27 protein-coding genes and 1 pseudogene are annotated in these 26,564 nt (G+C 62.1%); 14 read left to right on the plus strand and 14 right to left on the minus strand.

Going from position 1 to position 26,564, the window contains the following annotated elements; all coding sequences use genetic code 11:
• Positions 1-72: 72 nt before the first annotated feature.
• The 4 genes from AAGQ88_RS13265 to AAGQ88_RS13280 are packed head-to-tail and all read right to left on the minus strand — an operon-like array spanning position 73 to position 4,979.
• Positions 73-1,128 (minus strand): ABC transporter substrate-binding protein, encoded by a 1,056-nt coding sequence (locus AAGQ88_RS13265; RefSeq protein WP_342655647.1) that lies wholly within the window; start codon positions 1,126-1,128, stop codon positions 73-75.
• Positions 1,128-3,239, minus strand: a complete 2,112-nt coding sequence (locus AAGQ88_RS13270) for a TonB-dependent receptor (protein WP_342655648.1) — start codon at positions 3,237-3,239, stop codon at positions 1,128-1,130. The genes AAGQ88_RS13265 and AAGQ88_RS13270 overlap by 1 nt, the downstream gene beginning before the upstream one ends.
• Positions 3,240-3,249: 10 nt before the next feature.
• Positions 3,250-4,014: an ABC transporter ATP-binding protein gene (locus AAGQ88_RS13275; protein ID WP_342655649.1), complete on the minus strand. Its 765-nt coding sequence runs from the start codon at positions 4,012-4,014 to the stop codon at positions 3,250-3,252.
• On the minus strand, positions 4,011-4,979 hold the full coding sequence (locus AAGQ88_RS13280; protein ID WP_342655650.1) for an iron ABC transporter permease: 969 nt from the start codon (positions 4,977-4,979) through the stop codon (positions 4,011-4,013). Before AAGQ88_RS13280 ends, AAGQ88_RS13275 begins: the two co-directional genes overlap by 4 nt.
• 307 nt (positions 4,980-5,286) lie before the next feature.
• Between AAGQ88_RS13280 and AAGQ88_RS13285 the strand changes: the two genes are divergently transcribed.
• Positions 5,287-5,955: a hypothetical protein gene (locus AAGQ88_RS13285; protein ID WP_342655651.1), complete on the plus strand. Its 669-nt coding sequence runs from the start codon at positions 5,287-5,289 to the stop codon at positions 5,953-5,955.
• 51 nt (positions 5,956-6,006) lie between these two features.
• Here the strand turns inward: AAGQ88_RS13285 and AAGQ88_RS13290 are convergent, their stop codons facing one another.
• From AAGQ88_RS13290 to galE, 4 genes are all read right to left on the minus strand, one after another.
• Positions 6,007-8,481: a PAS domain-containing protein gene (locus AAGQ88_RS13290; RefSeq protein ID WP_342655652.1), complete on the minus strand. Its 2,475-nt coding sequence runs from the start codon at positions 8,479-8,481 to the stop codon at positions 6,007-6,009.
• Between the two features lie 161 nt (positions 8,482-8,642).
• The gene (locus tag AAGQ88_RS13295) at positions 8,643-9,245 is read right to left on the minus strand and encodes a Yip1 family protein (protein ID WP_342655653.1); all 603 of its coding nucleotides are present in this window, start codon (positions 9,243-9,245) and stop codon (positions 8,643-8,645) included.
• Between the two features lie 74 nt (positions 9,246-9,319).
• Complete coding sequence (locus tag AAGQ88_RS13300) at positions 9,320-9,565, minus strand: hypothetical protein (RefSeq protein WP_342655654.1); 246 nt, start codon at positions 9,563-9,565, stop codon at positions 9,320-9,322.
• A gap of 110 nt (positions 9,566-9,675) precedes the next feature.
• Positions 9,676-10,791, minus strand: a complete 1,116-nt coding sequence (gene galE, locus AAGQ88_RS13305) for a UDP-glucose 4-epimerase GalE (protein WP_342655803.1) — start codon at positions 10,789-10,791, stop codon at positions 9,676-9,678.
• Positions 10,792-11,109: 318 nt separating this feature from the next.
• Here galE and AAGQ88_RS13310 point away from each other — a divergent pair, with 318 nt between their 5' ends.
• The 7 genes from AAGQ88_RS13310 to AAGQ88_RS13340 all read left to right on the plus strand — a co-directional run bounded on the left by AAGQ88_RS13310 (position 11,110) and on the right by AAGQ88_RS13340 (position 16,655).
• Complete coding sequence (locus AAGQ88_RS13310) at positions 11,110-12,279, plus strand: glycosyltransferase family 1 protein (protein WP_342655655.1); 1,170 nt, start codon at positions 11,110-11,112, stop codon at positions 12,277-12,279.
• The gene (gene glf, locus AAGQ88_RS13315; RefSeq protein ID WP_342655656.1) at positions 12,267-13,460 is read left to right on the plus strand and encodes a UDP-galactopyranose mutase; all 1,194 of its coding nucleotides are present in this window, start codon (positions 12,267-12,269) and stop codon (positions 13,458-13,460) included. Before AAGQ88_RS13310 ends, glf begins: the two co-directional genes overlap by 13 nt.
• Positions 13,461-13,493: 33 nt before the next feature.
• Positions 13,494-14,615, plus strand: a complete 1,122-nt coding sequence (locus tag AAGQ88_RS13320) for a beta-glucosidase (protein WP_342655657.1) — start codon at positions 13,494-13,496, stop codon at positions 14,613-14,615.
• A 39-nt stretch (positions 14,616-14,654) separates the two neighbouring features.
• On the plus strand, positions 14,655-14,816 hold the full coding sequence (locus tag AAGQ88_RS13325; RefSeq protein WP_342655903.1) for a hypothetical protein: 162 nt from the start codon (positions 14,655-14,657) through the stop codon (positions 14,814-14,816).
• Between the two features lie 100 nt (positions 14,817-14,916).
• On the plus strand, positions 14,917-15,405 hold the full coding sequence (locus AAGQ88_RS13330) for a GNAT family N-acetyltransferase (RefSeq protein ID WP_342655658.1): 489 nt from the start codon (positions 14,917-14,919) through the stop codon (positions 15,403-15,405).
• Positions 15,406-15,429: 24 nt separating this feature from the next.
• On the plus strand, positions 15,430-15,567 hold the full coding sequence (locus tag AAGQ88_RS13335) for a hypothetical protein (RefSeq protein WP_342655659.1): 138 nt from the start codon (positions 15,430-15,432) through the stop codon (positions 15,565-15,567).
• A 35-nt stretch (positions 15,568-15,602) separates the two neighbouring features.
• On the plus strand, positions 15,603-16,655 hold the full coding sequence (locus AAGQ88_RS13340) for a diguanylate cyclase (RefSeq protein ID WP_342655660.1): 1,053 nt from the start codon (positions 15,603-15,605) through the stop codon (positions 16,653-16,655).
• 9 nt (positions 16,656-16,664) lie between these two features.
• Here the strand turns inward: AAGQ88_RS13340 and AAGQ88_RS13345 are convergent, their stop codons facing one another.
• A complete protein-coding gene (locus AAGQ88_RS13345) occupies positions 16,665-16,955 on the minus strand; it encodes a hypothetical protein (RefSeq protein WP_342655661.1) in 291 nt (96 codons plus the stop codon).
• A gap of 214 nt (positions 16,956-17,169) precedes the next feature.
• Here AAGQ88_RS13345 and AAGQ88_RS13350 point away from each other — a divergent pair, with 214 nt between their 5' ends.
• Positions 17,170-17,397 carry a hypothetical protein gene (locus tag AAGQ88_RS13350; protein ID WP_342655662.1) on the plus strand — a complete coding sequence of 76 codons (228 nt, stop codon included), beginning with the start codon at positions 17,170-17,172 and terminating at the stop codon, positions 17,395-17,397.
• Between the two features lie 41 nt (positions 17,398-17,438).
• On the opposite strand, the gene AAGQ88_RS13355 is transcribed toward AAGQ88_RS13350, so the two are convergent.
• Both AAGQ88_RS13355 and AAGQ88_RS13360 read right to left on the minus strand, forming a co-directional pair.
• Positions 17,439-17,681 (minus strand): hypothetical protein, encoded by a 243-nt coding sequence (locus AAGQ88_RS13355; RefSeq protein WP_342655663.1) that lies wholly within the window; start codon positions 17,679-17,681, stop codon positions 17,439-17,441.
• 101 nt (positions 17,682-17,782) lie between these two features.
• Complete coding sequence (locus AAGQ88_RS13360) at positions 17,783-19,885, minus strand: EAL domain-containing protein (RefSeq protein WP_342655664.1); 2,103 nt, start codon at positions 19,883-19,885, stop codon at positions 17,783-17,785.
• 202 nt (positions 19,886-20,087) lie between these two features.
• On the opposite strand from AAGQ88_RS13360, the pseudogene AAGQ88_RS13365 reads away from it, so the two are divergent.
• Positions 20,088-20,454: pseudogene (locus tag AAGQ88_RS13365) on the plus strand (helix-turn-helix domain-containing protein); the annotation flags it as partial.
• 53 nt (positions 20,455-20,507) lie between these two features.
• Here AAGQ88_RS13365 and AAGQ88_RS13370 read toward each other — a convergent pair.
• The gene (locus AAGQ88_RS13370; protein WP_342655804.1) at positions 20,508-21,164 is read right to left on the minus strand and encodes a glutathione S-transferase; all 657 of its coding nucleotides are present in this window, start codon (positions 21,162-21,164) and stop codon (positions 20,508-20,510) included.
• 187 nt (positions 21,165-21,351) lie between these two features.
• On the opposite strand from AAGQ88_RS13370, the gene AAGQ88_RS13375 reads away from it, so the two are divergent.
• Positions 21,352-21,921, plus strand: coding sequence for a TetR/AcrR family transcriptional regulator (locus tag AAGQ88_RS13375; RefSeq protein ID WP_342655665.1), 570 nt, complete (start codon positions 21,352-21,354; stop codon positions 21,919-21,921).
• Between the two features lie 31 nt (positions 21,922-21,952).
• Here the strand turns inward: AAGQ88_RS13375 and AAGQ88_RS13380 are convergent, their stop codons facing one another.
• Positions 21,953-22,708, minus strand: a complete 756-nt coding sequence (locus AAGQ88_RS13380; protein WP_342655666.1) for an SDR family oxidoreductase — start codon at positions 22,706-22,708, stop codon at positions 21,953-21,955.
• 180 nt (positions 22,709-22,888) lie between these two features.
• Here AAGQ88_RS13380 and AAGQ88_RS13385 point away from each other — a divergent pair, with 180 nt between their 5' ends.
• Positions 22,889-23,821, plus strand: coding sequence for a helix-turn-helix transcriptional regulator (locus AAGQ88_RS13385; RefSeq protein WP_342655667.1), 933 nt, complete (start codon positions 22,889-22,891; stop codon positions 23,819-23,821).
• A 27-nt stretch (positions 23,822-23,848) separates the two neighbouring features.
• Here AAGQ88_RS13385 and AAGQ88_RS13390 read toward each other — a convergent pair whose 3' ends face one another.
• A complete protein-coding gene (locus AAGQ88_RS13390; protein ID WP_342655668.1) occupies positions 23,849-24,496 on the minus strand; it encodes an XRE family transcriptional regulator in 648 nt (215 codons plus the stop codon).
• A 250-nt stretch (positions 24,497-24,746) separates the two neighbouring features.
• Here AAGQ88_RS13390 and AAGQ88_RS13395 point away from each other — a divergent pair, with 250 nt between their 5' ends.
• Both AAGQ88_RS13395 and AAGQ88_RS13400 read left to right on the plus strand, forming a co-directional pair.
• Positions 24,747-25,715, plus strand: coding sequence for a transporter substrate-binding domain-containing protein (locus tag AAGQ88_RS13395; protein WP_342655669.1), 969 nt, complete (start codon positions 24,747-24,749; stop codon positions 25,713-25,715).
• Between the two features lie 49 nt (positions 25,716-25,764).
• On the plus strand, positions 25,765-26,562 hold the full coding sequence (locus AAGQ88_RS13400) for an amino acid ABC transporter ATP-binding protein (RefSeq protein WP_342655670.1): 798 nt from the start codon (positions 25,765-25,767) through the stop codon (positions 26,560-26,562).
• Positions 26,563-26,564 lie beyond the last annotated feature (2 nt).

Consider the following 26,564-nt stretch of genomic DNA (forward strand, 5'->3'; position numbering starts at 1 on the left):
CTGAGACAGGCCGGGTGCACGTGCAAGGGTTGCCTGTCAGGGTGCGTTGGCTCGGGTCATCACGGAGCCGACTCACCCTTTCGGCGGCAATCCCTGGAGGATCAGGTCGGCCTCGTCGCGACTGAGCGGGTAATCGAAGAACCTGCGGTAAAAGTTCATCGTTCGCTGGGCCATGTCGATGTCGGCAAACAGCGACGGATGCAGTGCCTGTGCGGCCCAGATGATCTGCAACGCGACTTCCGTGCCGTAACGGTCCCACGGAAAAACACCCGCGGGATTGCGCAGCACATGCCCTTGCCTGACGGCCGTCAACTGGCTGAGCAATTGGCGCTGGGCGGCCTTGTCCAGATCGCCCGCGCCGGCCGCCAGTATGATCACGTCCGGCTGCCACACCAGCAGCTGCTCGGCGGAAACCCGCTGCAGGTTGCCTTTGAGACCGACGGCCGCGTTACGTCCGCCGGCCAGTGTGATCCAGTCATCGATCAGGGTGTCGCTGCCGTCGACGATCAGCGGGTTCACCGACGCGACGTGCAGCACGCGCGGACGCTGCTCGACGGGAATGTCTTTTACGCCTTGCCTGACCGCCGCGATCTGCTGCTCCAGATACTGGTTGTAAGCCTGGGCGCGGTTCATCGGTTGGCTGCCGCCCAGCGCCTGCGCCGTGGCAATCAGCGAACGCTCAAGGCCTGGCAGGTCGGTGTAACCCATGCGCATCACGGGCAGGCCGACCTGTTCGTAGGCCTGCGCCTGACGATCGCCGAGCGAGGTGAACACCAGATCCGCCTGCGCACCCAGCAGGCTTTCCACGTTGAACGCGGTGCCCGGGACGCTGAGGGCGTCGTTCAGTGTCGGCAGGACTTTGAACATCCACGGCTGACTGTGCGGGTGGTTGACCGTCGCGACGATGCGCGAACCTGCGCCCAGGGTCATGAGCAGCACGTGATGTGCATACCAGGCGCCGGCGATGCGGGTCGGCTGCGCGGGGACAATCACCGTGTTTGCGCTGTCGTCGATGACCCGTCGCGCAGCGCCGGGCGCGCTGGCGTCGGCGACTGCACAGACCGTCACCCCGGCGCTCAACAGGCCGAGCACGAAGGCGACCCAACGGCGGCCTGGCACCCGGCGCATCACAGGTCCACCTGAATCGACGCCTGCAACATGCGCGGCGCGGCGGGTGTGGCGCTGGCCTGTCCGGCACCGGTGTAGCCGTTCAGTCCACCGGGCACGATATTGGTCCAGTAATGCGCGTTGCCGACGTTGGTGACTTCCAGTCGACAGGTCGTGTCGCGCTCAAGCCACCGTGTGCTGTAGCTGGCGCCGACGTCGAAGGTTTCGTAGCTGCCGACCCAGTGATCGTTGCGGTCATCGACCGGGCGAGCGCTGGCATAACGGGCGTTGAGGTTGACCGCCAGTCCCGGCACCTGATCGATGCGGTACTCGGTCAGCAGGCTGGCGGTCGTGCGCGACAGGCCGACGATGCGCGTGTCCTGCGTGTCGGGATCTGCGGTGGACAGCAGTTTGGGATCGAGCCAGGTGATGCCGCCGTACATCTTGAGGTTCTGCGTCAGGTTGCCATCGGCGAGAAACTCGAGGCCCCGGTTGCGCTGCTCGCCGGCGACGGCGTAGACCTTGTCGGCCTGGGTGTAGGCAAAAGGGCGTTTGATCTGGAACGCTGCCAGGGAAAGGTTCACGCCACTGACCACCCACTTGCTGCCCAGCTCCCACATGCGGCTGCGATAGGGCGAGAGAATGTTGCCAGCGTTGCTGCTGCCTGCGGCGGCACTGTCGCCCTGTTGCAGGCTGTCGGCATAGGTCAGGTAAACCGTCAGGTCGTCGACGGGTTTGTACATCAGGCTGCTGGCGGTGCTGATGCCGGAATCCTGCGACGACGTGTGCGCGCCGGTGAGCGCGTAACTGTCGGCCGTCAAGCGGCTCTGGCTGCCGCTGAGCATCAGGCTCCACTGCGGCGTGAAGCTCAGCGTGTCGCCGACGATGAAGGAGCGTTGCCGGGCATTGGCCGAATGGTAGCGGTGGGTGAAGTCCGGATAATCAGGCTCCGGAAACTGGCTCGGGTCATTCAGCGAAGCGTTGCCCAGGGTCTGCGTGCTGCCTGCCACCGGGTTGTAGTTATCCCAGTCGAAACCGCTCAGGCCGAACGTCAGCTCATGGCGGACCGGGCCGGTGTAGACGCTGCCATTAAGGTTCGCCAGGTAACTGTTGATGGTGAACCGACTGGCCGTCGCGCTGGAGACCGACGTGCGATAGTCGCCGCGGTCGTTATTCAGTGTGTTGGTCACCGCCGTGGACTCACGATCGGCGATCTGGCGCAGCGCGCCGATGTCGAGTTTCCAGTTGCCGTCCAGGTCATGCTTGAAGTGTGCGCTGGCAGTGTCGGTGGTGTTGTCGTCGCCTGCGTAGTTCTGGCCCAGATGATTGCGTGAAGGATCCGGGGCATGGGGCAGCGCAACGCCTGACGCCACCGCGAATTTGCCCGGCAGGCCCTTGGACAGGTAGTTGTAGTGGCTGAAGTTGGTCTCGATGACACTGTCGTCGTCGATCTGCACATCCGTCGCCAGGCTCGCCAACTGCCGGCGTAACGTGCTGCCCGGCGCATAGCTGTGGCCTTGCTCGTCCGCGACATTGAGGCGGTATTTGACGTGGCCTTGCGGATCGAACGGCCCGCTCAGATCCGCGGCTTTCAGCCAGCTCAAGCCCGTGCCGACGCCGAAAGTGACGCGATTGCGGGTGAAGTCGGTCGGTCGTTTCGACAGCAGGTTGAAGGTGCCTGCCGGATTGGCCGGGCCATACAGCGAGCCCGACAGACCGCTGAGCACCTCGACGCCGCCCAGTTGCTCGGCGGGATAATCGGTGGTCGAGACCACATTGAGCCCGTCAAGCCGGCTGTTCTGCACGACGCTGCCCTGCAGACCACGGGTCTGCGGCCGTGCGCCATCGGCTTGAACCAAAGGCAAATAGCGGATGATGTCCTTGAAGCTTTTCAGCTGCTGGCTGTCGATCAGATCCTGCGACATGACGCTGATGGAGTAGGGCGTGTCCTGCAGACGGCGCTGGCCCATTGGCCCCAGCGTCGCGGATTTGTCTCGCGCCTGTCGGGCGAGCGCATCGTCGGCGTTGACCTCCACAGGTGCGAGATCCAGCGCCTGCGCATGGGCCAGAGGGACGGTGCTGCCAAACAACAGCGGCGCGAAGGCAAGGTGTGACGACAGACTGCGTTTCATCGACAAGGACTCAGCAAGGAACAAAAAAACGGTGACCGTCGGCCTCGACCTGCCTGACGTGTACGTCGTACAGGCGCAGCAGCAAATCGCAGGTGATCACTGCGTGCGGCGGACCATCGGCGAGCAATCGACCTTCATGGAGCACCAGCACGCGGTTGGCGCAGGCCAGTGCGTGCTCGGGCCGGTGGGTGCTCGACACGATGCTCAGGCCCTGGGCAGCGAGGCGTTCGAGCAGCGCAAGCAGGCGCAGCTGATGGCCGTAATCGAGCCCGGTCACTGGCTCGTCGAGAATGATCAGGCGAGCGCGCTGCACCATGGCCCGGGCAATCAGCACCCGCTGTCGCTCGCCGCCGGACAGCTCGGTGTAGGGCCGATGACGCAGGTGCTCGATGCCGAGCTCGACCAGCGCGCGCTCGACGCTTTCGGCATCGGCGCCGTCGGCTACATGGCCCAGCCCAGTAGCGGGCAGCCGGCCCTGGGCGACAATGTGCGTCACGCTGAACGGGAAGCTCGGCACGTGGCTTTGCGGTACATAAGCCAGCTGTCGGGCGATGGCGCGGCGGGATAGCTGCTGCAATGGCTGCTCGGCGAGGGTCACCTGACCCGCCGCCGGTTTGAGCAAGCCGAGGAGGATCCGCAGCAACGTGCTTTTGCCGGCGCCATTGGCGCCCAGCAGGGCGATGTTGTCGCCGGGGCGCACGCTGAACGACACATCGTCGAGGATCAGGCGTTGGCCCAGCCGATAGCGCAGGCGCTCGGCCGCGAACACCGTCATAACCAGCCTCTGCGCACGCGATGCAGCACCAGCACGAAGGCGATGGCGCCGAAGAGTTCAGTGATGATCCCCAGCGGAATCTCACCGGTGCTCACGCTTCGCGCCACCCCATCGGCCGCCAGCAGAAACACGCCGCCCAGACAGGCACTGACGGGCAGCAGTCGGCCGTTGCCTGGGCCGACCAGCAGCCGCGCCAGATGCGGGACCAGCAGCCCGATCCAGCCAACCATGCCCGCCAGACTGACGGTCAGGGCGCAAATCAAGGTGGCCAGCACGATCACGCCGTAGCGGATGCGCTGAACCGGCACGCCGAGGCTGTGCGCCTCGTCGTCACTGAGGGACAGTGCATCGATCGCACGCCCGGCCAGGCACATGAGCACGATGGCAAACGCCAGCCACGGCGCAACCAGCGTCAACGTGTGACGATCAACGGCGCTGAGACTGCCCAGCAGCCAATAGACGATCGACGGCAACTGATCCACCGGATCGGCGAGGTATTGGGTGATCGACAACAGCGAGGTGAACAGCGCGTTGGCGACGATGCCGCCGAGTACCAACAGGAGAATGGAGGAGGTTTGAAACAGGTGGGCGATGCCGACGCCGGTCGCCACGGCGATCAGTCCGGTCACGCAAGACATTAACGCAACTGCCAGTGGCGACAGCTGCCAGATGATGCCGAGGGCAGCCCCGAACGCACAGCCGCTGAGCACGCCCAGCAGGCCGGGTGAAACCAGAGGGTTTCGGAACACTGCCTGGTAAGCGGCGCCCGATACCGACAGTCCGGCCCCGACCAGGACGGCAGCGATAACGCGCGGCAGGCGCGCCTCGAAGATGAGGCTGTGCAACAGCTGATAGCGGCCAACAGGCATCTGCCCGAAGCCGCACGCCGCGGCAAGAAATCTGAACAGCTCCGAGATCGGGATAGCGAAGCGACCGAGCAGCAGCGCTGCCAGCATCGCAAACATTAGTAACAAAATACTCAGCGGCGCAATACAACGCGGGGTCAGGGAAGGCATCAGGCACTCGACAGTCGATATGCACAAAACTATACAGCGATATCGAGAGCCGCTCTAGACGGCGGGTTGTCGCAGTCCCACCGGGCGCAGCCGTGTGTGGAAGACAGCTACCGATGCCGACCTGTAAACTCCGCAAAGCTTCTATCAATCTGCTCGATAGAAACAATTTGTAAAAGAAATGTGATAGTTTTGTGAAAATATCGTTATATCCCCTCGACCATTTACCCTCATTTGAGGGAAGGACAGGGGAAACACATTGCAAAGCACACAAGACGACCTGAAAAACGCCTCGATCACAGTACTGCTCAAGCTGGCGCTGACCGGGATCGCATTTGCCATGATCTGGCTCGACATCGCCGTATTCCATACCGACATTCTGGAAATTTCGTTTACTGAGGTCACTCAGGAAATCATGCTGTTCGCCAGCGCCTTGTTGTTCTGGTTTGCGCCGGGCGCGCCACAGCAACGCGGTTTTCGAGTGCTGGCCGGGGGCTTTTTCGCGTGTCTGCTGATGCGTGAACTCGATGGCCTGTTTGACCCCATCAGCCACAGTGCATGGTGCTGGCCCTTCAGCGTGATTGCGCTTGCCTGTATCGTCACCGCTTTCAAGTCGGCCAATCGCAGCGATACGTTCGATGCCCTCGCGGCGTTCGCCCGCACGCCAACCTTCGGCACGATCTCGACAGGTCTGGGCGTGCTGGTGTTTTCGCGCCTGTTCGGCATGGGCGCGTTGTGGCATCTGATTCTGAGCGACGGCTATGCGCGACTGGCCAAGACGGCAGTCGAGGAGGGCGTTGAGCTGGTGACTTACTCGATGTGGCTGGCGGCTGCCGTCGAATATTTCGTGCGCCAGCGTGCGTCCGTCGCTCAGGCGTCGTCGGTGGAGCACGTTGCTCTGGAAAGCGCCGCGCTGGCCCGCCGCTGATTCGGCTGGCCACAGCACGCAAGCCGCTGCCTCGTTGAAGAGGCCGCGGCTTTACTGATTACGCGCCGACACCTTGAGCAACATGCGCGACAGCTGATCGATGGAATACGGCTTGTGCAACAGCTCGAAGCCATCGGTGCCGGTCTGGGCGAGGACGTGACTGAATCCCGATGTGAGCACCACCGGCAGCGCGGGAAACATCGCGCGGATCGCGTGGCCGAGTTCGATACCGCTCATGCCGGGCATGACCACGTCAGAGAACACCACATCGAACCGGCTGGCATCCTTGCCCAGTTCGCTCAACGCCTCCTGAGCATTCGCCGCCAGCACCGTCGTGTAACCCAGTTCGGCCAATGCCTGCACGGCGAAGGTGCCGACATCGCCATTGTCCTCCACCACCAGCACGCACGTGCCGTGCCCATCTTCAAGGGGCAGCGGCGGCGCATCGGTCTCCAGCTTTTCTACGCTGCCCGTTACCCGCGGAAGATACAGCGTGAACGTCGTGCCTCTGCCGAGCTCACTGGCCACTGAAATCTCGCCGCCGGACTGTTTGGCAAAACCGAACACCTGGCTCAACCCCAGCCCCGTGCCTTCACCCACATTTTTGGTGGTGTAGAACGGCTCGAAGATTTTCTCCAGTTGAGTGGCCGGAATACCGGTGCCCGTGTCGGTGATGGAAATGGCAACGAAAGGGCCGTCCAGCGCGGGATGCAGGCGCACCGAGGGCATCGATTCAACCGGACGCACCGCCAGGGTGAGCCTGCCTTCGCCTCGCATCGCGTCCCGGGCGTTGGCGACCATGTTGACCAACGCCGTGTCGAACTGGCTCGGGTCGGCGTTGACCAGGCAGGGCGCGTCTGCCAGCTCGCTGATCAACTCGATCCGCGAACCGGTCAACGTGCCCATCATCCCGCTGATGGCCCTGACGTTGTTGCAGACGCTGAACACTTCAGGCTTGAGCGTCTGCCTGCGGGCGAATGCGAGCAATTGCCCGGTCAGTTTGGCGGCACGGTCGACGGTCTCGGAAATCGCCGTCACATAGCGAACCCTGCGCGCTTCATCAAGGCCAGGGCGCAGCAACAGGTCGGTGGAGGAGCGGATCACCGTCATCAGATTATTGAAGTCGTGCGCCACGCCGCCGGTCAACTGACCCACGGCTTCCATTTTCTGCGACTGGCGTAACGCCTCGGCTTGCTCGCGCTCGATGGTGACGTGCCGCCCTGCTGCGTACACGCGGCCATCTTCGAAGGTGCCGGTCCAGCTGAACCACTTGTAGGAGCCGTCCTTGTGCCGCAGACGGTACTCGTACGGCACGATCAATGGCGCCTCGAAAATGCCGGAAAACGCGGCCAGTGCCGGCATCAGATCGTCGGGATGGGTGTAGTCGCTGAACGTTGTGCCGACCAGTTCGCGCTCGGTCCAGCCCAATTGTTCGGTCCAACGTGCGTTGACTTCATCCAGCGTGCCGTTAGGCGAAGCGATCACCAGCAGCTCCTGGGAAAGGCCCCACGCACGGTCGCGCTCGCGGGTGCGGATCGCCAGGCTGTTGGCCTGTTCCTTTTCCAGGGTGATGTCGCGGCCGCTGCAGTAAACCTTGCCGTCCTCCAGCACGGCCACCCAGGCCAGCCAGCGATACTGACCGTTGCGATGGCGGAAGCGATTCTGAAAGCGGGAAACCGGCCGACCGTTGGCCGCCTGTGTGAATACCGCCTCGCTGGCGCGCACATCGTCTGGGTGGACGAAGGACATGAAGGGGGTCAGCAGTTCTTCTGGCGACCAGCCCAGGGTGATGGTCCAGGCTGGATTGGACGCCTCGATGACGCCCTGATCATTGATCACCGAGAGCAAGTCATTGCTCAACAGCCAGGTGCGGCTGCGTTCAGTGGCACGCTCGTTGACCTTGCGCTCAAGCTCCGAATTGAGGTCGCGCAGGGCGTCCTGACTGCGGCGCAGGCGTTGATCGGACCGGTGCCGTTCGATGGCCAGCGCGGCCGTCTGGGCAATCAGCGCGATGGCTTCGATGTCACTGGGCATCGGCGTGCGAGGCTCGCCGTAATACACCGCGAAGGTGCCGAGAATCTTTCCGTCTGCGGCCTTGATCGGCATCGACCAGCACGCACGCAACCCGTGGGACACCGCCAGATCGGCGAAGCCATCCCACAACGGGCTGGCGGCAATGTCCTGCACGTACACCGGCGTTCCACGCGCCGCCGCCGTACCGCACGAGCCAATGCCTTCGCCGATGGCAATGCCATGGATGGCTTCGTTATACGCCGCCGGCAGGCTGGGCGCGGCGCCGTGCAACATGTACTGGCCGTCCTCGCTGAGGAACAGCACCGACGCCATCATGTCCTGGCTTTGCGCTTCGACGGCCAGCAGCAGGTCGTTGAGCACCTCCGCCAGCGGCATGCCCGCGGCGATCTGGCCCAGCACGCGCCGTTCGCGCTCGATCAGCGCAACAGGCGAATAACTGCCGCCCAGCAAGCTGAGGTCGATGGAGGGCTTTGCGCCAAATTCGTCAAACACGGGGAATCAAGTCCTGCATGAAGAGTGTCTCAGGGCATTTGATGAGCAGGCAGGCTAAAGGCCTGAACCACGGGTGTCGAGTGCCTGACGGTCGCTCAGGCGAAAAATCGGCGTATTGCTCAATCTGCGCCGCTAAGCCCGCGCATCACTGGGCAACGCCTTCAGCGCACATACCCCGGCATCAAATCGTTGAACCAGAACAGGATCATGCTCACCAGGGTGGTGACCAGCAGCAACAAGCCCACACCCCACACGCAGGCGGCATACAGATAGCCTTGCTGCTCGTCTTTGAGACGCATGAAGGTCGGAATGCCGATGAACAACAGGAAGGTCGAATAGGCCGCCGCCAGCAACAGGACCGCCAGTGCCAGCCATCTGCTGGGGTAAAGCGCACCAAGCCCGGCAATGAAGAACGGCGTGGCGGTATACCCCGCAAAACCGATGCACTGATGCAGGCTCGGACGCGCATCGAACGAGCGGGACATCCAGCGGATGAACCCGCCCATTATCACGGCGCCGATGAGAATGCTGCAGTAAAACAAGATGCACAGCTGCAATGCGCTTGAGGGCGCCAGTTTGACAATCTCGTCGCCCACCAGGCTCCAACCCACTTGAGTGGTGCCCACAAACAGCGCAATCACGGGAATCAGGGCGAGCAGCACCAGATGCGCCATGTAATGCCGCGGGTGCCGGGCCTCTTCGTCGCGAATGTCCCGCCAGGCGTGGCCGGGGTGAGTGAACAGGTCAATGAAATGCGCAGACATTGAAATATCCTCCGCAAAATGTGTTGCCGCTGCGTTCTTACCGGTGGCGCAACGCAGCGGCGCACCCGGCACTGCTAACGCGGGTTGGGCTGGTCGTCCATCTCGGCGCTGTCCACATCGACATCCGGCATCTCTTGTTGGCGTTGCGCTTGCTCGTCGGTGTCGGCCGGCGTCTCGCCGTCGTTATCAGGCAACTGGTCGGCATCAGGCCGGTCGCTGGGATTCAGATCGGTGCGACGGGGTGACAGCGGATCAGGCGACACGGGAAGCGGATCGTCACCGCCCATGCCGCCCTGAAGCGTGGTTTCTACGTTGTTCATCACAACCTCCTGGCGCAGCATTTTGCTGTGCATACGCGTTGGAATGAGCGGCTGCAAGGTGGTTCGACTCAGCTGACTGGCGGTACTGCGGCAAACCTGCGCGGGTCGAATCAGGCCAGCGGCGCGCCGCTCGGATGTGTGCTGAGTGGTTGCGCGCTGCGGGGTTGCGCCGCGACGAGGCCGATGCCAGGCAGGGCGACCGCGCCGATCAACCGTGCGCCGTCAGCGCTCTGGCTGCTGAGTTGCCAGCGCCACGCATCGGCAAGCATGCAGTCGAGCGAGCGATGGGCCGACCAGCCCAGTTCACGCAAGGCCTTGGCCGGGTCCGCCCAGCATTGCGCGATGTCGCCGGCGCGGCGTGGCTCGTAGGTCAGCGGTACGGCAACGCCACTGACTCGCTCGAAGGCCTTGACCACCTCAAGCACCGAATGCCCAAGGCCGGTACCCAGGTTCCAGACATGAACACCGTGGGTCAGGCGCAGCGCATGCAACGCTTTCAGATGCCCTTCCGCGAGATCCATCACATGCACGTAATCGCGAATGCCGGTGCCGTCGGGCGTCAAGTAATCGGTGCCGAAAACCGACAGCGCCGGGCGCTGCCCGCTTGCCACCTGGAGCAAGTAGGGCAGCAGATTGTTCGGCGTCAGCGAGCAGGTTTCTCCGACATTGCCTGACTCGTGGGCGCCAATCGGGTTGAAGTAGCGCAGCAAGCCGACCGACCAGCGCGGCTCGGCATCGACCATGCTTTTCATGACGTTTTCCGCCATGAGTTTCGATTGCCCGTAGGGGTTGGAGGGGTGGCCAGTCGCGCAACGTTCGTTGATCGGCATCACCGCGCAGTCGTCGTAGACCGTGGCTGAGGAGCTGAACACCAGGGTGAAGATCATTGCATCGGCCATCGCCTGGCAGAGGATCACGCTGCCGCCGACATTGTTGTCGTAATACCGCAGCGGCTCGCGCACGCTCTCGCCAACGGCCTTCAATCCCGCGCAGTGAATCACGGCATCGACGGGGTAGCGTTCGAACAGTTCATCGAGGGTTTGCCGGTCCCTGACATCGCCCTCGATGAACGCGGGACGTCGGCCGGTGATCCGGGTGATGTTGTCCAGCGTCGTTCGGGAGCTGTTGCAGAGGTTGTCGAGAATGATGACGTCTTCGCCGTCCTCCATCAGTTCCAGCACCAGATGCGTACCGATGTAACCCATGCCGCCGGTTATCAAGATCATCATGCGTCTCCGTTTACCTGTTGGCTCGGCGACTGCGGGCTGCCGGACTGCTTGATCGTCTGACACCCTGCGGCGACATTGACGCGTAACAGTTAGGGAGACAGGGCTGCCCAGTAGTTCAAGCGAGATGCTCGCCGGTGTGCGGTTCATCGGGTTTATCGCCAGAGAGACTGAACGGCGGGGATCGCTTGGGCATCACATGCAGTGAAGTGGCACCCTGTGATGCAAGATCACGCGACGGCACTGTCAGTACACGAGTGCCGTCGAAGCCGGACACAGGGCTTCAGACTCGATTCCGCTCCCAAAAAGGAATTCGATATGAATCTTGAAGCCCGGCCGTTCCATCTTTCTCCCGTTCACGTCGACTCCGAACCGGCGATCGCTGCCTGCGCAAAACCGACCCTGTTGTGCCTGTCGCACTTGCGCTGGGGCTTTGTCTATCAGCGCCCGCAGCATGTCATGACGCATCTGGCGAAAGACTACGACGTGCTGTTTTTCGAGGAGCCGCTGTTCGCCGAGGGCAGTGCATACACACTTGAAGTGGCGCAACCCGTCGCCGGCATTACGCTGCTGGTGCCGCACCTGCCGTGGGGTTTGAGTCAGTCGCAGGTCTACGCCGCGCAGCGTCAACTGCTCGATGATTATCTGGCCGGGCACGCGGCAGCCGAGTTGCTGCTCTGGTACCTGACGCCGATGAGCCTGACGTTCACCGACCACCTGCACGCCAAGGTCACGATCTTCGACTGCATGGACGAACTGTCTGCCTTCAAGGGCGCGCCACCGGACCTGCTGGAAAAAGAGCAAAGGCTCATGTCCCGCGCCAATGTGGTGTTTACCGGCGGGTACAGCCTGTGGGAAGCCAAATCCAGACAACACCGCAACGCCCATTCATTGCCCAGCAGCGTGGATATCGCGCACTTCGCGGCGGCGCGGCAGACGTTGCCCGAGCCCGCCGACCAATCCGGCATCGCACACCCCAGGCTGGGTTTTTTCGGGGTCATCGACGAGCGTTTCGACATTGCACTGGTGGATGAGTTGGCGGCCAGGCGGCCTGACTGGCAGCTGATTCTGATCGGCCCGGTGGTGAAGATCGACCCCGCGTCGCTGCCACGCCGACCGAACATTTATTACCTGGGCCCCAAAGGCTACCCACAATTGCCGAACTACCTGGCGGGCTGGGACGTTGCCCTGATGCCCTTTGCGATCAACGAGTCGACCCGCTTCATCAGCCCCACCAAAACGCCTGAATACCTGGCCGGTGGATGCCCTGTGGTGTCTACACCGGTACGTGACGTGATCCGCGGTTACGGCGATTCGGGCGTCGTCACCATCGCCGCGTCGGCCGAGGCCTTCATCGCAGCGGTCGAGGCCGCGCTTGAGGCAAAAACCGAAGACGGCTTCCTGCAACGCATCGATCAGGTGCTCGAAGGCATGTCGTGGGAAACCACCTGTGCCGCCATGAAGGAGCAGATCGAATGCCTCAGGTAACCGTGGAACACGCCATTCATGGCCCGTCGCATCTGAACAACGGGCAGCCCTACGACTATCTGATCGTCGGGGCGGGCTTTGCCGGCAGCGTGATTGCCGAACGACTGGCCGCGGGGCTGGGGCAGAACGTTCTGGTGGTCGACCGTCGTCCGCACATCGCAGGCAACGCCTACGACTGTGTCGATGAAGCCGGGGTGATGATCCATCGCTACGGCCCGCACATCTTCCATACCAACGCTCAACGCATCGTCGATTACCTGTCACGCTTCACCCTGTGGCGGGACTATTCGCACCGCGTGCTGGCCCGTGTGGACGAGCATCTGGTGCCGATCCCGATCAACCTGACCACGCTCAACACGCTGTTCGGACTGGACATGGATGAGGACCAGGCGCAGGCGTTTCTCGCCGCACGGGCCGAGCCGGTCGCCGATATCCGCACGTCCGAAGACGTCGTGATCAACCAGATCGGGCGCGAGTTGTACGAGAAGTTCTTTCGCGGTTACACCCGCAAGCAGTGGGGGCTGGACCCCTCCGAGCTGGACAAGTCGGTCACTTCGCGCATTCCCACCCGCACCAATGAGGACGATCGCTACTTCACCGACACCTTTCAGATGATGCCGCTGCATGGCTACACGCGCATGTTCGAACGGATTCTCGATCATCCGCGGATCGATCTGCTGCTGGGCACCGACTTCAGGGCAGTCCGTGACCGCGTGCAGTTCAAGCAGTTGATTTACTGCGGTCCGATCGATGAGTTTTTCGATTTCTGCTTTGGCAAATTGCCCTATCGCTCGCTGCGTTTTCAGCACGAGACACTGGCGCAAGATCGCTTGCAGGCCGTGGCAGTGGTCAATTTCCCCGATCCGGCGGTGCCGTACACGCGGATTACCGAATACAAACACCTCACCGGGCAGGTGCATGCGCGCACCAGCATCAGCTATGAGTTTCCCTGCGCCGAGGGCGAGCCGTATTACCCGATCCCGCGCCTGGAAAACGCCGAACTGTACAAGCGCTACAGCACACTGGCTGACAATACGCCGGGCGTGACGTTTCTTGGCCGGTTGGGCACTTACAAGTACTACAACATGGATCAGGTGGTAGGGCAGGCGCTCGCGCTTTATCAGCGGATCGAACGAGAACATTCCAGCAGTGCGCCCACGGGCGAGCTGGAAATCCAATGATCGCTGCAGGTGCCCGGCCAGCGGGTGGCCGGGATGAGTGATTCGCGCCTGTTCAGTTCATTCGTGATGGCCGGCTATGAGTGTTCGAGCCAGCGTCGCGGCGATGGTCGACGGCTGGATCTTCAAGCTTCCAGCGGCCACGCGAAATGGGCCAGCCAGGACTACGCCAGGCTGGCAGAGCTGGGTATCAGGTGTGCCCGTGACGGCCTGCGCTGGCACTTGATCGAAACGCGTCCGGACCACTACGACTGGCGCAGTTTCCTGCCGCTCTTACAGGCCGCGCGCGACCAGGGGATTCAGGTGGTGTGGGACCTGTGTCATTACGGCTACCCGGACGACCTCGATATCTGGCGTCCGGCGTTTGTCGAGCGTTTCGCCCGGTTCGCCGGCGCGGCTGCAAGGTTGATGGTCGAGGAGGGTATCACCGCGGCGACCTACTCACCGGTCAACGAGATTTCGTTCTGGAGCTGGGCCGGCGGGGAGGTCGGCTACTTCAATCCGGGGGCGCGAGGACGAGGGCAGGAGCTCAAGCATCAACTGGTGCGCGCCAGCATCGCTGCCATCGACGCTATCAGGGCGCACATGCCCGACGCACGCTTCGTTCAGTGTGAACCGTTGATCCACGTGATCGCCGGTACCCAGCGCGCTGGCGACATTTCCCGGGCTGAAGGCTATCGACTGGCGCAGTTCGAAGCCTGGGATCTGCTCGCGGGGCGCCAATGGCCGGGGCTGGGTGGCCGCGAAGCGTATCTGGACGTCATCGGGGCCAATTTCTATCCGCAGAACCAATGGACGCTCAGCGCGGGGAAGATTCTGCGCGGCGACGCCAATTTTCGACCCTTGGCCGGCATGCTGGCGGAGGTCCACCACCGCTACCGTCGGCCGGTGTTGCTTTCTGAAACTGGCGCCGAAGGCGACGAGCGCGTCCCCTGGCTCGACTACGTGGCAACGCAGTTAGCCGCGGCGCGAGCGCGGGGTGTCTGCATCGAGGGGCTGTGCTGGTACCCGTTTCTGGATTACCCCGGCTGGGACGATGACCGCTATTGCCCGGCCGGGGTTTTCGGCTACGCAGACGGCGAAGGCAGTCGCGCGTCTTTTCACCCCTTGCATCAAGCGTTGCAGGCCCTGGGTCGAAACCCTGAACTGCGCCGCTAGCCTGCTGCCCAAGCAGTAAGCTAATGGAGGACACCGACCATGACCGATGCAAAAAGACACGCGCCCGACAAACCTTCTGCGCCACAGCAGCCGGCGGAAAAACGGCCCACGGAAAACGATGTGCCGGCCCATGCCACCGAGGCTGAAAAACAGCGACTGAAGGACTTCAACAAGGACGGCATCCCACCGGGCTCCTGCTGAGCTTTCCAGTTCGCCGACAAACGCCACGCCGGCGGTTTACCTGTTCGCAAGGTCCGGGCAGTATGACGCGCTTTGATCGGCCGCAGGGGAGCCAGAGGACATGCACAGCATCACCATTGATCGATATGTGCCGGGTGACGAACAGGGCATCGTCGCGTTGATCGTGCCGATTCAGCGAGACGAATTCGGCATCGAGATCACCGCCGAGGATCAGCCGGACCTGATGCAGATCGAGTCGTTCTATCAGACCGGCAACGGCGATTTCTGGGTGGCACGCAAGGACGGTCAGATCATCGGCACCATTGGTCTGAAGGACATCGGCGAGGGTGACGTGGCACTGCGCAAAATGTTCGTGGGCGCAGCGTGGCGAGGCCGGGAATTCGGCGTGGCCAGGCAGCTGCTGGATCATTTGATCGAGTCGGCGAGGGCGCGTGGCGTGCGCAAGATCTACTTGGGCACGACGGCGAAATTTCTGGCGGCGCACCGGTTCTATGAGAAGCATGGCTTCGAGCTGATCGACCCGCAGCAGCTTCCCGCCAGTTTTCCGCTGATGGTGGTGGACACGCGTTTCTACGCGCTGACGCTCTAAGCCGCGCAGTGTCCTGAGCCCGTCATGAACGTGCGCGCAATCAGCGCGCACGGTTGTGGCATCGCCCGTTTCGAGCGTTCGTTCATTCACACCCACACTCCCGACAAACTGCTTCAAGGCGCCGTGGTCCAAGCCGACATCTCTTACAGATCCCTGACCTGACCGAGCCTCATCCTCCCTTTACTTGAGTAGTCTTGATGACCCGCCTTTCCGCCGATGACCGTATCCAGGTGACTCGGGACGCGACGGTTGAATACTGGAAGCACCTGCTGCCGATCGTGCAGATCGCGTTCGCCATCCATATTCTGCTGTTCGGCCTGTTCGTGATCGTCGACATCCCCATTCTCTGGGTCACCAACGCAGCGAGCATGGCCGCGTACGTCGCCTGCCTGCTGGCGATCCGCCGACGTGCCTATCGCTGCGCGGGCATGCTGATCTGCACTGAAATCGTTGCCCACGCAGCCATCGCCACCTGGGTGCTGGGCTGGGACAGCAATTTTCATTTTTACGTGTTCTGCACCATCCCGATCATCACCTTCAGTTTCCAGGCAGCGCCGATCCGTCGGGGCTGCCTGAGCGCTGCCATTCTGGGAGTCGCCGTGCTGGGTTTTTACTTCCGCCATCGCGTGGCGGTCACCAGCATCAGTGCCGACGCCCAAGACCTGTTCGGGCTGTTCAATGCCTTCACCGCCACCGCCTTGTTGCTGCATGCCACCGGGCTTTCTGTGCGATTCAACTTCTCCATGCACATGAACCTGTTTCACTCGGCCCACCGCGACAGCCTCACCAATCTGTACACGCGACGGCGCGTCATGCAGCGCCTGCGTCAAGGTGCCGGCACCGCCAGGGCAACCCCCACGGCCATCGTCCTGATCGACATCGATCATTTCAAACAGATCAACGACCGCCACGGTCACGACGTCGGCGACACGGTGCTGCAGCGCATCGCCACGGTCATTTCAGGCTGCGTACGCGCCACGGACATCGCGGCACGTTGGGGTGGTGAGGAGTTTCTGGTGCTCATGCCGGACACGACCCTTGAGGATGCGCGTCACATCGCCGAACGCGTGATGCTTGAAATCCGTCAGCAGTCGGGGCTTGCCGACGGCACGGCGCTGAGCCTGACGGCGACGCTGTCGGTGGTGACGCTGCAAGCCGATGAGACGTTCCGGGACGCGCTCAACCGTGCCGATCAGTTGCTGTATCAGGGCAAGCAGGAAGGCCGGGACCGGCTGATGCTCGCACGCTGAAGGAGTGCGTCACTTGCGCGGGGTGTTTTTGACCCGCTTCAAGCGTGCGATGGCGATATTGTGAAGATATTGGCGCACCGCATCGTGGTGCGGCTGACTGACGTGGTTGCAATCGAGCAAGCCCAGCAGGTAGCCCTCGGCCATGGCGTGATAGCGCGAAACGCCTTCCCGGGTTTCGCTGGTCAGAAGTTTCGCCATCAGCTCATCGATGCGCGCCCGATCCTCGCGGGAAAACCAGCCTTCCTGCGGCGCCATGCCCGCTTCCGGATCCGGCACGGCCTCGCTCGAAATGTCTCTCACACAACCTCCCGACCGGACATCATTCAGACGAAGTACCTCTTCGGTGCCCATGCACCGGTTCCAGCGGCAATTCATAGCATGGAATCAACGCGAAGTGGTCGAGGATCGAACCTTGTGGGGGGCGTGTCGACCGTCCAGCCAATTCCCAGAACCCTGTGCAACCGACGTCCTCGAATGCGTGTGGCCCGACCGTTACGGGCCGATGGAGGTGCTTGTGAACAATGAAATGCGCATGCAAGGCGGATCGGGTGCGGATGCGCCCATCGAACCACTGGAACAGGGCAGACCGGACATCATGCCCAATCCGCCGGTTGATGTACCTGACGGTGCGTCGACGGAAGGAGAACGCCCGCTCGATCCCGATGGCGGGATGCTTGAAGAAGACATGGATGACGTCGGCGTGAACAACTCGGTGTCCGAAGAAAACCCACCGAGCAGATGATTCATGTTGATCGGCCTGCACCGGGCGGCGCGATTGCGGTTTCACGGTTTGCCGCTGTCACCCGTCGCCTCGGCCACCGTCGCCAACAGGTCCTCGATCTCCTCGATGGAGGCCTGCAGGCTGCTGAAACATTGCGCCAGCGACTGTTTCGAGTCGACGGTCTGATTACCCCGCAGTGGCTCGACCTGATGCAGCTCGAGCTGTTCAAGCTCCTCCACGGCCTTGCGCAACGTGCGCAACATGCTGGCAATGGCGATGATGTGTCGCTCGCTGGCATTGGTCATGTTCAATCCCCTAGGTAGACGCGTTCGCCTGGACTGCACTTGAGCGTAGCGGAGCGCAGGCTCGAAACACAACGTCGCTCGCTCGCGATCGTATCGCAGCGTCAGAGCGGTTGAGCAATCTCCACCGCGCGTTGACCCGCCGGCACCGGCCGGCCGAAGAAATACCCCTGAAAATGCGTGCAGCCCTCGGCGAGCAACTGTTGCAGCTGCTCTTGGTTTTCGACGCCTTCGGCGGTGGTTTTCATCATCAGGCTGGTGCTCATGCCCATGATCGCCCGAATGATCGCCAACGCTTCTTTGCTCTCGTTCATCTCGCGCACGAACGACATGTCGATCTTGATCCGGTCGAACGGAAACGAGCGCAAATAGCCCAGCGAGGAGTAACCCGTGCCGAAATCGTCCAGCGAGATGGTCACGCCCAGCGCTTTCAGCGCACGCAGCGTATTGACGTTGTCTTCGCTGTTTTCCAGCAGCACCGATTCGGTGATTTCCAGCTCCAGCCGACCGGCAGGCAAGCCGGAATCGGCCAGGGCCAGTTGGACCATGTCGACCAGATCGCTGTTGCGAAACTGCACCGGCGACAGATTGACCGCCACGGTATGGCTTTGCTCCCAACTGGCCGCTTCCTGACACGCCAGGTTCAGCGCCCGCTTGCCGATCTCATGAATCAGCCCGGATTCTTCGGCGACGGTAATGAAATCATTGGGCATGATCGTGCCCTTGGTGGGATGCGCCCAGCGCATCAGCGCCTCGTACCCCGAGATTTCGCTGCCGCGCTGGCCGACGATCGGTTGGTAATGCATCTGCAACTGCCCCAGATGCAGGGCGGTGCGCAGCTCGGTTTCGACCGCCCGGCGATTGCGCGCCGATTCGTCGAGCTCGTGGCGGAAGCACTCGAAGCGGTTGCGCCCGTTGCGCTTGGCCTCATACAGCGCCATGTCCGCATAACCCAGCAGTTGCTCGGGCTGGTCATGGTCAGTGGGCGCAATGGCCACACCGATACTGACGCCGACCAGGCAGCTGTGGCCCTCGATCATGAACGGCGTGGCGACGGCGTTGATCAACCGCTGGGCGGCGAGCTGTGCAGCGCCGTCGGAATCCAGATTCGGCAGGACGACCGCGAATTCGTCGCCGCCGAGGCGGGCGAGGGTGTCGTCGTCGCGCAGTTCGCGGCGCAGACGCTGGCCGAGCGCCCGCAGCAGCTTGTCGCCAAACGCATGGCCCAGGGCGTCATTGATGTTCTTGAAGTTATCCAGATCGAGGCACAACACCGCCGTCAGCTTCTGCGCCTGGCCTGAACGGGTCAGCGCGTCGTCGAGCTGCTCGCGCAGCCGCGTCCGGTTCGGCAGCCCGGTCAGTGCGTCATGGTGGGCCATGTGATGGATCTGCGCCTGCGCGGCAATTTCTTCGGTGACGTCCTCGGCGACGAACAGCAGATAGTCGGATTCACCGCCCGTGTGCTGGCCGCGCAGCACGCGACTGCGCAAAGTGCGCGGACCGATGGCGGTTTCGACCAGGGTTTCAGCCTCATGAATGCGGTTGTCATGCAACCCCCTGGCCATCTGCTGATCCAGAAAGGCCGCCGCTGCAGGGGAGACCACGTCTCTGGCGTAACCGCCGGCCATTTCAGAGTGATGCGAGGCGAACAGATAAGCCGCCTGATGATTGGCCAGCAGAATCTTGCCGGTCTGCGCGTCCTGAGCGATCACTGCGGCAGGGATGTTGCTGATCACCGAGTCGAGAAAACGCGAGAGGGACGCCAGTTCCTTGCTCTGTTGCTCGGCCTTTTCCTTGCTTTTGAGGAGCTGCAGTTCGTGCTGGCGCTTTTCGCTGATGTCTTTGGTCACCTTGGCGAAGCCAATTAGCCGGCTGCGGTCGTTTTCGTCGTAGATGGCATCGATGACCACGCTCGTCCAGAAATACGAGCCGTCTTTACGCTGACGCAGGCCCTCGGCCTGGAAGCGTCCTTCACGCCGCGCGATCTCCAGGTTCAGCAGAGGAATACCCGAGGCGCGATCTGCCGGGGTGTAGAACACCGAGAAGTGCTGGCCGACGATTTCCTCGGCCGTGTAACCCTTGGCCCGCTGCGCGCCCGCGTTCCAGTTGGCGACAACGCCGTCCGGGGTCAGCATGTAGATCGCATAATCCACCACACTCTGAATGAGCAGGCGGTACATGACGTCGGAATTTTCAAGCTGCGGCATAGGAGTCACACCTCTTGATGGAGCAAAGCTCTCAAGCACGTTTGCATCCAGGCAGGCTCGAAGCGGGGTCGCGTAGTGGCATTATGCCTATATTTGGACGAAATGTTGTACCGCATATCAAATTTGTACAAGAAATGTTCGGGGGCGTGTGAATGCGAGGTTGATTCAGGGACACAGAGGAGAGGGGAAAAGGGGGAACGGCGCGTTGCTCAGCCTGCGCTCGCTGATGCCCGATTTGCAGCCACTGTTTGAAAAGGCCCGGCGCGGACTGGAGTTTTTCGGTGCCTCGGCCACCGAAGCCGCGCGGTTACTTGAAGCCATTGGCCCGGCATCGGGTTTACAGCACCCGAGCATGAGGCAACGTGCCTGGCCTGCGGATCCAGAAATCGTGCCGACTTTTGCTGCAGACTCGCATGTCGGTGGCGGACATCTGCTTTGAGGTGGGGTATTGCAATCTGTCCAATTTCAATCGGCACTTTCTCAGCGAAATGCAGGTGACGCCGACCCAGTATCGTCGCGGCTCAGGTGTCACGCTGTTCAACCTGAACCGCGACCGCGCCACGGCCTGATGTCGGTCAGGCCACAGCCTTGATGCGTTTTTGGATGGACACGTGACCTGTCATCAGTTCTGTGGGGCGCCGCGTTCGACCATCCGTTGCCATTGCTGCACGCTGGGGCGAGCTTGCACCCTGGCGTGCCATGCCCGCAGTGCCTCACATTCCTCGGGCACGGCCAGCTTCACCAAAGACGCGAAGATCATCCCGCCAAGAACGGCAATATCGGCCATCGAAAAATGATCGCCCGCGACGTAGGGCTGTTGCTGCAGCACACGGTCGAAGTACTGCATGCCCCTTAGCGCCTTGTCGCGCATGCGCAGGCCCCATTCCTGGTTCTGATACAGCTCGACCTGCGGGCCGAGACCAGGCGTGGCGTGGTGGAAATAGACGCTGACGGCGTCGAGAAACTCGATCTCGGCACGTTTGGTCATCATGTGAATCACACCCTTTTCCAGCGCCGTGCGGCCAGTGAGCACCGGATTGTCATCCAGGGCGTCGAGGTATTGAGTAATGGCCGTGCATTCCGCGATCAGCGTGCCGTCGTCCAGTTCCAGCACAGGCAGCGTGCCGGAGTAATTGATCGCCAGAAATTCCGGCTGCTTGTGCTCGCCGGTCCACAAGTTGACCGACACGAAATCAATGCGCGAAAGCATGTCTTTTTCTGCCAGTGCGATGCGCACTCGGGCAGGGTACGGACCGTTGAACCAGTCATGGATTTTCATACGGGCACTGGAGTTGGAAGAAGCATCGGAGGAGCGGTTAGAAGGTTGCATGGTTTCACCTGTCTGTCAGTTGGTAGGTAAAACTCTGGGCGCAAAGCAATGCGCTGTCAAGCCCCTGCCTGTCAGTTGGCAGGTAGATTGTTTCCCGCGTAGAATCGGGCTTTGGCTGGCAAATGAGGACAGAAACGTGAGCAAGAACGCCCGTGAAGCGATTCTCGACGCCGCGAAAACCGCTGCGCAGTTGCATGGTTATGCAGGTATAAATTTTCGCAGCATCGGCGAAGCGGTTGGCGTGAAGAACGCGAGCATCTACTACCACTTCGCGAGCAAGGCCGAGCTTGGCGCAGCCGTCGCGGCGCGCTATTGGCAGGACACAGCGCAAGTGCTGCAAGGCATTCGCGCGTCCACCGAAGATCCGTTTGAATGCCTGGCGCGCTACCCCTCGATCTTCCGCACGTCGCTGGAGGACGGCAACCGCCTGTGTCTGTCCAGTTTCATGGCGGCCGAGCAAGAGGATTTGCCCGACGAGGTCAAGGAACAGGTGCTGGCATTCGCCGACACCAATGTGGACTGGCTGGCGCAGGTGCTGGCCACGGCCGGGTTCGACCAGCCCGGCAGTGAACGTCGCGCCCGCGCCATCTACAGCGCGGTCGCCGGGGCGCAGTTGATTGCTCGGGCGCGTCTGGACATTGCCGTGTTCGACGAACTGATCGACAGTTATCGCGAATCGGGGCTGATTCCGACGACCGCCGCTTGAAGCTTGCGAAACGTCGCGTGCCCCGGTCCGCTCAGGCCCCAGCCGGCACGCTCATGCCGCCGTCTGCCATGACCACCGCACCGACGATGTAGGACGCTCGCGGGGAGGCCAGGAAGGCAACGACTTCGGCAATTTCCTCCGGTTGAGCGGCGCGCTTGATCGGCGTGTTCGCCCCGTGTTGCGCCAGAAACTCAGGGCCGTCATCGACCACCTCGTTGAGGATGTTGGTGATCACGTCGCCGGAACCGACGGCATTGACACGAATGCCGTGATCAATGACCTCCAGCGCCAACGCCCGCGTCAACTGGGCAAGCGCTCCCTTGGAGGCGGCGTAGGCGGCAATTGTCGGAAAGGCCTGATACGCCGCATAGGATGCGATGTTGACGATGGCCCCGCGCCGATTCGGCGTCATCACCTTCACCGCTTCCCGGGCGTGCAGAAATGCGGCGGTGGTGTTCACTGCCTGAATCCGCTCCCAGTCGTCGCGGGTCATGTCCACCACGCATTTGTTGATGATGATGCCGGCGTTGTTGACCAGGATATCCAGCCGGCCGAAATGCGTAATGGCCGCTGCGACCGCGGCCTCGGCCGCGCCATCCCGGGCGATGTCGGCCACCAGCGGAACCAGCCCCGGTCGTGCCAGTTGCTCGACCGTCGGGCTGATGTCTTCAGCGATCACCTGGGCCCCGCGTGCGTGCAGCATCAGGGCGACGGCGCGGCCGATACCACTGGCGGCGCCCGTGATCAGTGCCACTTGACCTTCGAATTCACGTGTATCTGCAGTCATCTCTTTCTCCCGTGTGAATGCGCGGCAGCAGGCTGGCTGCCGTCGACACGTCCACCTTGCGCCGTTCGGCTACCGGCGTCTGACGGGTTGGCGCCAGACTGTCGGGGTTTTGCTTTTCTTTGCCGACACTGGCTACGCTGTGCGGATCGTTCTCCAGCGCCCGACCACAGACCCGACGTCATGGAAAAACCCGATTCGGCCCCCGATGCCTATCAACCCGCGCGCATCTCTGCGCGGAACATGCCTGCTTACATGCCTACCGGTGCGCATCATCCTGTCGGCGAACAGCTGGAATCGCAGGTCCAGGTTCAGCTGTTCAGGCATCGCAGCGTCGGCCAGACACTGACCGTTCCGGCGGTCGCGGAACCGCTGCTGGTGCTGGTCCTGTCGGGCGCTGCGCAGGTGCAGGAACGTGCGATCGACGAGGCGTGGACGGCCACGGCGGTTGCCGCCGATGACTTCTTTCTGACGATGTCGCCGGAGCCTTACGAGATGCGCTGGCAGACCGAGCATGAGGCAGGTTTTGAGGTGGTGCATGTCTACCTCAGCCAGCGGCTGCTGGACCTTGCTGCACGCGACGTGTTTTCCATCGGACATGGCACCGTGCGCCTGCGGGAGGTGTCGGGTGGGCGCGATGAGCTATTGGCCCGCCTGGTGAGATCCCTGTTTCAGGAAATAACCTCGAAGCCCAGAGCCAGCGTGTTGTATCTGGAGAGCATCGGCCAGGCGCTGGCCGTGCATCTGGTGCGATGCTACAGCGATGATGGTGAGCCGTTCAGCCGAGCCAATGCGTTACCCGCGTACAAGCTGCACCGGGCGATCGAAACGATGCGTGATGGGCTGGACAAGGCCTTCGACCTGGGCCGGCTGGCATCGCAGGCGAGCATGAGCGTTTCACACTTCAGTCGCCTCTTCAGCAAGGCGACCGGGCGGAGTCCGTCCCGGTACTTCATCCACCTGCGCATGGAGACCGCCCGGCAACTGCTGCTGGAATCGGACCTGAGCATTCTGCAGGTCGCGCTGGAAGTCGGCTATGCCAGCCCGAGCCATTTTGCCCAGGTGTTCAAGCGCCACTCGGGCGTCACCCCGCGTGAATACCGGCATCCGCGATAAGCGACTGACCGCCGCAGCGTTCGTGCGTCAACTGCGGTTGCGCGACACGATGCTCAGGAAACGGGCGGGCTGAGTGGCGGCGTAGTAGGCGTGCGGAATGGACCCGTCGAAGTACACGCTGTCGCCCTGGCTCATGTGCAGCGGCGAATAATCCTGCATGAAAAACACGATGCTGCCCTCGAGCACCAGCAGAAATTCTTCTCCTTCGTGCCCCTCCAGCGTGCGCAGACCGGTGTCCGGAATGGCGTCGACGATGGTGGGCTCCATGCTCTTGGTTGCCAGGTCCGCGCCCAGCCACTCGTAGACGCCACGTGCGGTGTTGTGCATGACGCCGCTGCCCGCGCGATTGACCACCCGGCAGCCTTTGGCGAACCGCTGTTCTTCGTTACCGAGCATGTCGGCCCAGCGTATGTCCAGCGCTTCGCACAGACGCGCAAGGACCGCATACGTAGGTGAAATCAGGCCGTTCTCGATCCGCGAGATGGTGGAAATCGACACGTTGGACTTTTCCGCCAGCTTGGTCAGCGACCATTTCAGGCGTTTGCGCTGCATGGCAATCATTGGCCCGGGCTCATGCATAGGCTCGGCCAGCGCCTTCGTGCTCTCAAGCGGTGCTATTGCCGGGGCCACGACCCGTATCGGGGACAAGGCATCAGCGCGGGATTTGTCGGTCATGGAAATGCGTCCGGATTCACGGGATGGCAGGGCGCCAGCGGGTCAGGCAGGGATTTTGCATTTTTCAGCAAAACTTCTCAACAGAGAAAAATATTTGCATTTATGCAAAATCGCTTATAGATTCGATCTCGCCAACACAAAAACAGATCAGCCCCGGCGTCACCTTTCACTCTGCCCAACCGTTGTTCGAAGTTTGCGGCCGTCATCGACGGTACAAGCCAGTCCATCAATTTTTCGCGGTAGGTGACTCATGACTACAGATTCGAAATTCCTCCAGCGTGGCCTTTCCCGTCGTGCCTTGCTCAAGGCTTCCGGCTACGGTGCGCTGGCCTGCATGGCGGGCGGGATGCTGGGGCAGATGCCGATGGCATTCGCAGCGGGTGCGCCGATCAAAACCATACGTCCCGGTTACCTGACCGCCGCGTGCATGGGCGACATGCCGCTGGGTGCCGTGCGCGACGGGCAGCCGGTGGGCACCGACCTTGAGATGTTGAAGCTGATCGCCGACCGCCTGGAGCTGAAACTGGACATCCTTCCGATGGGCTTCCCGGCGGTGATCGAGGCCGTGCGCTCCGGGCGCGCTGACTGGTTCGGCGGCAATTTCGCCTGGAACCCGATGCGCTCGAAAATCCTCCTGTTGACCGATCCCGTTTTCTACACCGGGGCGTACATCATCATGCGTGACAGCGAGCCTTTCACCGGCAGCATCAGCGCCGACGATCTGAAGGGCCGCACGCTGGGCAGCAACACCGGCTATTCGGTGGTGCCGGACATGAAGAAGATTCCGGGGGTGAAAGAGGTCAAGCTCTACGACAACTCGGATGCATGCATTCGCGACGTCGTGGCCGGGCGTCTGGATTTCGCGGTACTCGATGCGCCGACGATCGACTACATGATCCTGCAGAACCCGGACATGAAGCTCAAACAGATTCCCATCGGCTTCGATGAGCGTTATCCGAACCTGACGGGCAAGTTTCAGGCGATCTGGGGCGTCTACCCGCAGAATCAGGATTTGTTCGACGCAATCAACCAGGGCGTTCGCTGGCTCAAGTCCACCGGACAGATCGCCCCGATCCTGGCCCGCTACGGCATCAAGAACCCTGACTATCTGGTGCCGACGGCTATGGATCCGCGCCTGGGCGTCGACCGCGACGAGCAGGGCAACGTCCTTGGCCCGTTCAAGCATCAGCCGCGGGATTTCAGCCAGTCATTCGCCTGATTACTCAGGCCTGGTTGTCGCTTTCCGGTTCTCGCCAAAGGGTTTTCCTATGTCGTACACACCACCTGCCACGCCGGCGGAGCAGCCGCTCGTGCGTATTCAGGCGCTGCACAAGTCTTTCGGCCGCATCGAAGTGCTCAAGGGCATCGATTTGAACGTCATGCCGGGGCAAAAGGTTTCGCTGATCGGGCCCAGTGGCTCGGGCAAGACCACGTTACTGCGCTGCATCAACTACCTGGAGGAACCCACTGCGGGCGACATCTACGTCGATAACCAGCTCATGGGCCAGCGCCAGATGGGCGCGCGCAGGGTGCCGTTGCGCGATGCCGAGCTGGCGCGTATGCGCGGCAGCATCGGCATGGTGTTCCAGCGTTTCAACCTGTTCGCTCACTTGACGGTTCTGCAGAACATCATGCTTGGCCCGCTCAAGGTGCAGGGGCGCCAGGCCGCCGAAGTGGCCGAGCAGGCGAGGGCGCTGTTGGCCAAAGTGGGCTTGCACGGCAAAGAGCAGGCGTTTCCGGATCAGTTGTCCGGCGGCCAGCAGCAACGCGTGGCCATCGCCCGGGCACTGGCGATGAAACCCAAGCTGATGCTGTTCGATGAGGCCACCTCGGCGCTGGATCCGGAACTGGTCGGCGAAGTGCTTGGGGTGATGCATCAACTGGCCGAGGAGGGCATGACGATGATCATCGTCACCCACGAGATGCGCTTTGCCGAGCAGGTCTCCGATCAGGTGGTGTTCATGGCCGACGGCCGGATCGTCGAGCAAGGCTCGCCGCAGCAGGTCTTCCGTGACAGCCAGGTGGAGCGCACGCGCGCGTTCCTGCGCGCTGTTCAGGAGCGCTGATC

The sequence above is a fragment of the Pseudomonas sp. F3-2 genome (assembly GCF_038804275.1).
GTDB lineage: Bacteria > Pseudomonadota > Gammaproteobacteria > Pseudomonadales > Pseudomonadaceae > Aquipseudomonas.

Bases quoted from the DNA above. Each gene is read 5' to 3' on its own strand.
- AAGQ88_RS13325 (WP_342655903.1), top strand. From the start codon at position 14,655: ATGACCGATGCAAAAAGACACGCGCCCGACAAACCTTCTGCGCCACAG.
- AAGQ88_RS13390 (WP_342655668.1), bottom strand. From the start codon at position 24,496: ATGACCGACAAATCCCGCGCTGATGCCTTGTCCCCGATACGGGTCGTG.
- AAGQ88_RS13310 (WP_342655655.1), top strand. From the start codon at position 11,110: ATGAATCTTGAAGCCCGGCCGTTCCATCTTTCTCCCGTTCACGTCGAC.
- AAGQ88_RS13320 (WP_342655657.1), top strand. From the start codon at position 13,494: ATGAGTGATTCGCGCCTGTTCAGTTCATTCGTGATGGCCGGCTATGAG.
- AAGQ88_RS13385 (WP_342655667.1), top strand. From the start codon at position 22,889: ATGGAAAAACCCGATTCGGCCCCCGATGCCTATCAACCCGCGCGCATC.
- AAGQ88_RS13295 (WP_342655653.1), bottom strand. From the start codon at position 9,245: ATGTCTGCGCATTTCATTGACCTGTTCACTCACCCCGGCCACGCCTGG.
- AAGQ88_RS13270 (WP_342655648.1), bottom strand. From the start codon at position 3,239: ATGAAACGCAGTCTGTCGTCACACCTTGCCTTCGCGCCGCTGTTGTTT.
- galE (WP_342655803.1), bottom strand. From the start codon at position 10,791: ATGATCTTGATAACCGGCGGCATGGGTTACATCGGTACGCATCTGGTG.
- AAGQ88_RS13265 (WP_342655647.1), bottom strand. From the start codon at position 1,128: ATGCGCCGGGTGCCAGGCCGCCGTTGGGTCGCCTTCGTGCTCGGCCTG.
- AAGQ88_RS13330 (WP_342655658.1), top strand. From the start codon at position 14,917: ATGCACAGCATCACCATTGATCGATATGTGCCGGGTGACGAACAGGGC.
- AAGQ88_RS13280 (WP_342655650.1), bottom strand. From the start codon at position 4,979: ATGTTTGCGATGCTGGCAGCGCTGCTGCTCGGTCGCTTCGCTATCCCG.
- AAGQ88_RS13355 (WP_342655663.1), bottom strand. From the start codon at position 17,681: ATGACCAATGCCAGCGAGCGACACATCATCGCCATTGCCAGCATGTTG.
- AAGQ88_RS13400 (WP_342655670.1), top strand. From the start codon at position 25,765: ATGTCGTACACACCACCTGCCACGCCGGCGGAGCAGCCGCTCGTGCGT.
- AAGQ88_RS13380 (WP_342655666.1), bottom strand. From the start codon at position 22,708: ATGACTGCAGATACACGTGAATTCGAAGGTCAAGTGGCACTGATCACG.
- AAGQ88_RS13360 (WP_342655664.1), bottom strand. From the start codon at position 19,885: ATGCCGCAGCTTGAAAATTCCGACGTCATGTACCGCCTGCTCATTCAG.
- AAGQ88_RS13275 (WP_342655649.1), bottom strand. From the start codon at position 4,014: ATGACGGTGTTCGCGGCCGAGCGCCTGCGCTATCGGCTGGGCCAACGC.
- AAGQ88_RS13370 (WP_342655804.1), bottom strand. From the start codon at position 21,164: ATGAAAATCCATGACTGGTTCAACGGTCCGTACCCTGCCCGAGTGCGC.
- AAGQ88_RS13335 (WP_342655659.1), top strand. From the start codon at position 15,430: ATGAACGTGCGCGCAATCAGCGCGCACGGTTGTGGCATCGCCCGTTTC.
- AAGQ88_RS13340 (WP_342655660.1), top strand. From the start codon at position 15,603: ATGACCCGCCTTTCCGCCGATGACCGTATCCAGGTGACTCGGGACGCG.
- AAGQ88_RS13300 (WP_342655654.1), bottom strand. From the start codon at position 9,565: ATGAACAACGTAGAAACCACGCTTCAGGGCGGCATGGGCGGTGACGAT.
- glf (WP_342655656.1), top strand. From the start codon at position 12,267: ATGCCTCAGGTAACCGTGGAACACGCCATTCATGGCCCGTCGCATCTG.
- AAGQ88_RS13395 (WP_342655669.1), top strand. From the start codon at position 24,747: ATGACTACAGATTCGAAATTCCTCCAGCGTGGCCTTTCCCGTCGTGCC.